Source organism: Thermoleptolyngbya sp. M55_K2018_002 (genome assembly GCF_015295965.1).
Taxonomy (GTDB): Bacteria; Cyanobacteriota; Cyanobacteriia; order Elainellales; family Elainellaceae; genus Thermoleptolyngbya; species Thermoleptolyngbya sichuanensis.
In genome coordinates, this window is record NZ_DVEA01000139.1 from 1 (window position 1) to 6,317 (window position 6,317).

At 58.0% G+C, this 6,317-nt stretch carries 7 protein-coding genes; 1 reads left to right on the plus strand and 6 read right to left on the minus strand.

The features are described from left to right. On the plus strand, positions 1-222 hold a 222-nt coding region (locus IGS51_RS06660), incomplete at its 5' end, for a hypothetical protein (RefSeq protein ID WP_297077373.1). Between the two features lie 116 nt (positions 223-338). Here the strand turns inward: IGS51_RS06660 and scpB are convergent. The 6 genes from scpB to IGS51_RS06690 all read right to left on the minus strand — a co-directional run. Then, a complete protein-coding gene (gene scpB, locus IGS51_RS06665; RefSeq protein WP_172354225.1) occupies positions 339-857 on the minus strand; it encodes an SMC-Scp complex subunit ScpB in 519 nt (172 codons plus the stop codon). Between the two features lie 16 nt (positions 858-873). Then, on the minus strand, positions 874-1,383 hold the full coding sequence (locus tag IGS51_RS06670; protein WP_297077376.1) for a hypothetical protein: 510 nt from the start codon (positions 1,381-1,383) through the stop codon (positions 874-876). A gap of 623 nt (positions 1,384-2,006) precedes the next feature. Further along, a complete protein-coding gene (gene recJ / locus IGS51_RS06675) occupies positions 2,007-4,382 on the minus strand; it encodes a single-stranded-DNA-specific exonuclease RecJ (RefSeq protein WP_297077378.1) in 2,376 nt (791 codons plus the stop codon). 56 nt (positions 4,383-4,438) lie between these two features. Further along, positions 4,439-4,717 (minus strand): hypothetical protein, encoded by a 279-nt coding sequence (locus tag IGS51_RS06680; protein WP_172353189.1) that lies wholly within the window; start codon positions 4,715-4,717, stop codon positions 4,439-4,441. Next, positions 4,699-5,721 carry a ParM/StbA family protein gene (locus IGS51_RS06685; protein WP_297077381.1) on the minus strand — a complete coding sequence of 341 codons (1,023 nt, stop codon included), beginning with the start codon at positions 5,719-5,721 and terminating at the stop codon, positions 4,699-4,701. The genes IGS51_RS06680 and IGS51_RS06685 overlap by 19 nt, the downstream gene beginning before the upstream one ends. A gap of 327 nt (positions 5,722-6,048) precedes the next feature. Further along, a partial coding sequence (locus IGS51_RS06690; protein WP_297077383.1) for an alpha/beta hydrolase occupies positions 6,049-6,317 on the minus strand: 269 nt, incomplete at its 5' end.

A 6,317-nucleotide genomic window follows, 5' to 3' on the forward strand; every position in this document is an offset into this window, starting at 1 on the left:
GATTCTGCAATTCAGCGTTTTGCATGTCCCGAATGCGGGCCTCGTTCTGCCGACTATAATCAGGGTTACTCATGGTTTATCACCTCAGCTCATCAAATGGGTTTTTCCTGGGATTTCAAACCGTTCCGAACCTTGCTTACCCGCTATGAGTCGGCTTATGACAGAAGCCTGTTCATCGCTGAACGCTTCCATTCCAAAACCAATCTCAAAACCATCTGGTAAAAGTTCCGAAACATTACACATTAAGGTAGCCGCCTGGCTGTATAAAACGGCTCTACCGCAGGCCGGGAAGCTCTGTCGTTCTCAGGGCAGAAGTGGCGAAGACATCAGGCGTAGGGTCAGGCTTCGGGAGTCGCAGCCCCAGATGAAGCGCTGGAGGCATTGCTGAAGGGTTGTGGCAGCGACTCTAGCTGAAAATATTGATAAAACTTGTCGGTGATTTGTAGCCAAGACGAGCGGCTATCGGCTTTGCGGCGCTTGCGGACAAACCCTAGCTCCACCAACTCCTGAACGTGCTGGTAAGCCCCTGATCCGCGCAGTTCGACCAGATCCGAAAGCGTCAGCGGGCCGCGCAGGGCGATCGCCGCCAGTGTCCGCAACGCGCCCACACCTAAATCCACAGGCACCAGCTTTTGCAGCAGCGGTTGATAGGCTTCTCGAAGCTGCAAACAATAGCCCTCTGGCGTTTCCACCACCTCTAGCGCCCCGTCGCGCTGGGCGTAGTCGGTCATTAGCTCAATCAGCCCTTCCTCGGCACTGGGGCGATCGCATCCGGCATATTCCGCAATTTTGGCCAGCGTCAGCGGCTGCCCCTTTAGATACAAAATGGCTTCAATTGTGCTGGACAGTCGGGACATAGATCGCGCAGGACACCTACGAAATGTCGGGCAAGCTGGCAAAAAGCTGCTCTACAAGCTGAGCCGTTTTCGCATCGAGCTTTTGCCAGTCTACATCGCCTGTGTCGTCGAGCAAGCTTGTATCCACTTCGACTACTACGGTGTCGGATAGGCTCAGCACAGGACTGTAGTTGCGAAAGCAGATCTGATAGCACAACTGCCAGAGGTCGATATTGACCTGATGCGCCTGATGCTGGAGACACAGCACGTAGCCCGGATGGGGCTGGGGCAGACGCGACAGCGCTTCCTGGAGGTCTGGGGCTTCTTCTGGAGTAGCGGATGCCAGCCGATGCTGAAGCGCTAGCACCTGCTGTTGCGTCTCTTCGGATACGCCATCGGGCCAGATGGGGTCGTTGCGGTAGGTGCTTTTCCAGGGCGACTGTTCCAGGGTTTTTCGCAAATTATCCAGCACCCGAATAAACACAGGCTGCATTAGCAGATTTGCCTGCTCCCAGGCGGCGCGACTGGCAAATTTGGGCTGAGTCATGGGAATCTGTCTGCGGGTCTTTGGAGAGCCGTTTCAGGGGGTTATTTTCACGGAGTCATTTTCAGGGAGTCATGCGGCACAGGCGAATGAGCCTTGTTTATCTTCACACGAGTCTTATGGGGTTACACCCAAACTCTACAGTTCCTTTATGAAACAGCCCAGGCGATCGCCGTAGGATGAAGTTATCAACGGTGTTGCCTACGCAAATCCACTGAACTTCCTTTTCAGTTGCTCCGATAAAATCACTTAAGTTGAGTCGCTTAAGCTGGATCCTTTTTAGGATATTTAGGATGCGTTGGGTTTTGAACCTGGCTTTTGAGCTTGCTGAAGGGCTTTCAGGGTGCTTGCTTGCACAACGTTCATGGTTAGCTGAGAGGGTGCAGATAGACGTTGATCCTGAGTCGTCATGCTGTCTGCACTCTTTTTCTTGTCTTTTTTGCTGCTTTGAAAAAATCGTCAGACGTTCTACCGGCTCTGGTTCCCGGCGTTCAAAACTCGATTCCGTTGTGGCATTAAAGTTGGGGCTTACGCACTTGCGATTAAGTTTTCTGGGCTTTGGACAATTTCTCGCGGGCGCAGCCCGCGAGAAATTGTCCAACTGCGCAACTCCTAAAGGTGCTGCCTTAAGAGGCGATCGCCCGAATCGTTGCAGCAGGCACAGTCGCAAAGTACTGTCGCCGAAATTGCTCTTCTTCAACCGCCGAGAGAAATGCCTCAATGGCCTGATTCACCTGGGCCGCTGTTGGCGACTGTGTAGACAAATCGGCTGGATGCCACTGAAATTGCAGCCCATCGGGTAGGGCTGTGACCGTCATTCCCAGCGCCTGCAATGCCTGAATTCCGGCTCTCAGCGGGCGATCGCCCAGCCCCAGTTTTCGTAAAAGCTGCGATCGCGTTGCGACTTGCCCTGTGCGGCTAAGATACTTTGCCAATCCCACCAGGGTTTGCCAGGATTCTAGCGGATCGATAGCGGGTGGAGTTTGATAGGCGATCGCCAGCCGTTTGCCGTCGTGCCGGGCCTGTCGCCCCCACACGCGCAAATCGTCCCACTGGGTCGGGCAGTCGGTCATCACCAGCACCTTTTCTGCGTCGGCCGCGCCTGCCGGGAGTTCGGTCTGCCCGCGCCAGTCCAGCAGCCAGTCCGGTTCAGCAGGCCCCGCCGTAGCCCACTCATCCGCCGCCGGACGGACAGCCACCAGCCGCACCTCATAGCGCTTGCGAAACGGATTGAAATCCATCTGCACCACGGCATCGCACAGCCCCGGCGGCATCTCGTCGCGATAGTGGCCCCACCACACGCCGTGAAATTGCCCGGTTTCATCCACAAGATCAAACTCGGTTTTGATGTACCGCACCTTGCGCTGCTTGAAATCGCGGATATTTTCATTGCGGACATTTTCAAAGCGACCCCGACGAATCAGCAGGTTGGGCGTGGGATTGCCCATGCCGCAGGGTTCCAGCAGTTTCAGCGTTTGGAACAAGTCTTTTCCCAACTGGCCCACGGTCACGATCAGATCGACCGGGAGCAACGGCGGGGCAATCGCCCCAGATATCCCCACCTGCTGCCGGAGTTGCCGATTGATGCCATCCGCAAACAGCGGAATGTTTTCCACAGGCAAACTCAGCCCCGCCGCTAGGGGATGCCCGCCAAACCCGCTGAGCAAGTGCTGCTGACTGCTCATCAATTCGTAGAGATCAATCGAGTTCACAGAACGGGCAGAGCCTCGCGCCAGCTTGACGCGACCGGGCAAGGAACTGGCGGCATCCGATGCAGCAGGTTTGGCAGCCGCCAGCGGTGCGGCGCTGCTGAGCAAAATAGCTGGGCGGCCATAGTCCTGAGCAATTTGCCCCGCCACCAGTCCCAAAACGCCCACTGGCCACTGCGGATCTTCCAGCACAATCACGCCAGTCGTAGACAAATCCATCTGGCTCAGCCGCGCCGAGACTTGTTTGAACAGATCTTGCTGGAGGGCGCGGCGGCGAGTGTTTGCCAGTTCCGCTGCTTCGGCAAGCTGACGACAGCGGCTCTCGTCGCGGCTGGTCAGTAGCTCCACGCCATCGCGGGCATCGCCCTGGATGCGGCTGATGGCGTTGATGCGCGGCCCCAGCCCGAAGGAAATATCGGTGGGGCGATCGCCCGCCCGTTTGCAAAATTCCAGCAGCATCGCCACACCGGGGCGCGGGGCCGTCGCCACGTCCTGATTTTTCTGAAGCTGAGCAATACCCCGCTGCGCCAGATAGCGGCAGTCGCCCCGCAGTTCCACTAGGTCAGCAATTAGCCCGATCGCCACCAGATCCAGCAGAGTATCCAGTGGGCGCGTCGGCACGTCGGGTAGGGTTTCGTACAGCGCCTCCACCAGTTTGTAGGCAACGGCAACGCCCGACAGGGTGGCGAGGGGATGATCCGCAGGCAGGCTACGGGGATTGACAATGGCGACCACAGGCGGACGCTGGGCCAGCAGCGTATGGTGATCCGTCACAATCACGTCCAGCCCCAAGCGATTCGCATGGTCGATCTCCGCCAGACTGGTGCTGCCCGTGTCGCAGGTGACGATCAGGCGAACGCCCACCGCCGCCAGACGCTCGATGCCGCTGTGGGTCAGCCCGTGGGATTCCGTGAGGCGATTGGGGATGACGCAGGAGAGGCGATCGCCCTGGGGAAAAAACTGTCCCAGCCCGTCCCACAGCACCGCTGTCGCCGTAATTCCATCGGCATCAAAATCTCCCCAGATGGCGATCGCCTCCTGCCGTTCGTAGGCCAGCTTCAGACGGGCGATCGCCCTCTGCATTTCTTCGCCAAACGCAAAGGGGCTGGTCGGCGAGTAGCAATCGGGGTTGAGCCAGCCCGCCAGCGCCGCTGGATCGCGAATGCCGCGCTGCCAAAGCAACTGAGCAGCATAGGTCGCCATACCAGCGGGTGCATATTCGGCCGCTGCCTGCACAAACTCGGCGGGCGGCGACTCGTCGGGTGGAAGCTGCCAAATTGCCGACTCAGCCATGCAGGACAATCCTCCCAGGTCAGCCTCCTATTTTAGACCCCAGAGCGGCGGCCCCGTCAGGCTCCAAGCAGTTCATCCAGGGCATCCAGCGCTTCGCAACTGCCGCCGTTTGCCAACCCTAGCGGATCGAGCCGTCGGGGTGGAGTCCAGGTGGGGAGGTGGGTTTGGGCAATCGCCGCGCCTGGAAATGGCTCCCGACCGTGTAGATAATCATCGGCATAGCGCCGGAATACTGCCTCCACCGCCGCACGGGTATTCTTCAGCCCCCACTCGGCGGCGATTTGCTGCGCCTTTTCCAGCACATCCGCACTCAGTCTTACTTTGTTGTCATGCATAGCTGTTGATCCATCGACATCGAGTACAAACCGCGGACATTGGCAAATTGCGGATCACCCATGACGGCAAAGAGCTTTCGCCCTTGCAGCCGTTCAGCAATCAGGTGGGTGCTGCCGCCCGTCACCAGAAAGCGCGTCACGCGGGGCATATAGGGGTTGTATTGCGATCGCACGGTTTGGAAAATGCCCTTAAACCAGGGGTCGAGATGCTCCTCTAGCCAGGGGGCCCAAGTTAGCTCCGTGTCGGCGTAGGTGTGCCCAGCGCGAAAGCCGTCCATCACAATGCTGGGGTCAGCGCTTGTCCCCAGTGCTGTGGTCAGCCGTTTGTCGAAGCTGATGGAGGCCGCCAGTTCATACGCGCCACCGCGATCCATCACGTTTTCGTCAATTACTTCGCCCTCAGCGTCCACCAGCCGCGTTAGCCAGGTGCCGCCGCCAATATCGACGACGATGGTAAAGCCCGCATCGGGAATCATGCCCAGTTGCCGCGCATAGTGGTATGCACCCATGCCTTCGCGCTCCACCTCCACGCTTTCCACCATGACGCGGTAGTCTAGCCCGTTGCGCTTGAATTCGTGCATCCCGATGAGTTGCTCCCGAATCGCGTCCCGATTTTTGGCGGGTTCCGGGGTGGAAGCATAAACCTGCAAGGTGAACTCGGTGCTGCCATTAAACGGCTCTAGACAGGCGTAGAGATGCAAGCGCGACAGTTCTACCTTGTTTTCCACGACCGTCTGCTGCTGGCGGCGGTATTTGTAAGCCTGTGCGCCAAAGTGGACGCGGGTTCCGTTGGGCAGCTCGATCAGCGGCGAAGCGTCGGAATAGCTGACGGCATCGCGCCCCGACGGTAGGTGATAGCGCACCGAGCGAATCGCCTTGGGATGACCGTTGCCATCAAAAAATTTGAGGTCGTAGTTGCCTGCATCCAGCGCCAGGGTGCGCGTGCCGCTTGGGGAGATGGCAGGGGGTTTACTTGCCCGCCTTGCTCTGGTACCTGTAGTCATAGAGCGTTTGTTTTCACCCGTTGAGTTTGCTGAGGTGGTACGTGGGGCATCAGGGTGCTGGAATTGGCTCTGGGATTGACCCTGGGATTGGATCTGAGACTTGAAGATCAGCCATCCAGAGGTTCCGTTTGTCCCCATCTGTACCCGTTTGGTGTTTGATACAAATGTACTATATCATTCCCATCCAAACTTTGGATCGGGCGATCGCCCCTATCGACCCTACCCAGCATCGCCAAACACGCCAAAGCCAGCGCCCTAGCAGTACAGACGCACTCTGAAAAAGTTTGAGAAAGTTTGAAGAAATGTAAAACAGGCTGGGAACTGGGGTCAGGCGCTAGGGCTTGGCGGCTGGTTGGTTTCGCCAGCGTTCACGGCTCCAGCGTTCACGGCTCCAGCGTTCGCCATCCCAGCATTCGCCACTCCAGCATTTACCTTGCCAACGCAGTGATCGACCCACGCTAGGATTTCTCGATTCACCCGGTCGGCGCACTCGTCGTAGGGACAGTGGCCCGCACCGGGCAGTTCAATCAGCTTTAGCCTGGGATTCACCTCCGGAAGCTGACGACCCCACACCAGAGGAATCACCCGGTCTTTTT

What these genes read in the sequence shown, in the direction of transcription:
- IGS51_RS06685 (WP_297077381.1), bottom strand. Translation starts at nt 5,721, where the DNA reads ATGACTACAGGTACCAGAGCAAGGCGGGCAAGTAAACCCCCTGCCATC.
- recJ (WP_297077378.1), bottom strand. Translation starts at nt 4,382, where the DNA reads ATGGCTGAGTCGGCAATTTGGCAGCTTCCACCCGACGAGTCGCCGCCC.
- IGS51_RS06680 (WP_172353189.1), bottom strand. Translation starts at nt 4,717, where the DNA reads ATGCATGACAACAAAGTAAGACTGAGTGCGGATGTGCTGGAAAAGGCG.
- IGS51_RS06670 (WP_297077376.1), bottom strand. Translation starts at nt 1,383, where the DNA reads ATGACTCAGCCCAAATTTGCCAGTCGCGCCGCCTGGGAGCAGGCAAAT.
- scpB (WP_172354225.1), bottom strand. Translation starts at nt 857, where the DNA reads ATGTCCCGACTGTCCAGCACAATTGAAGCCATTTTGTATCTAAAGGGG.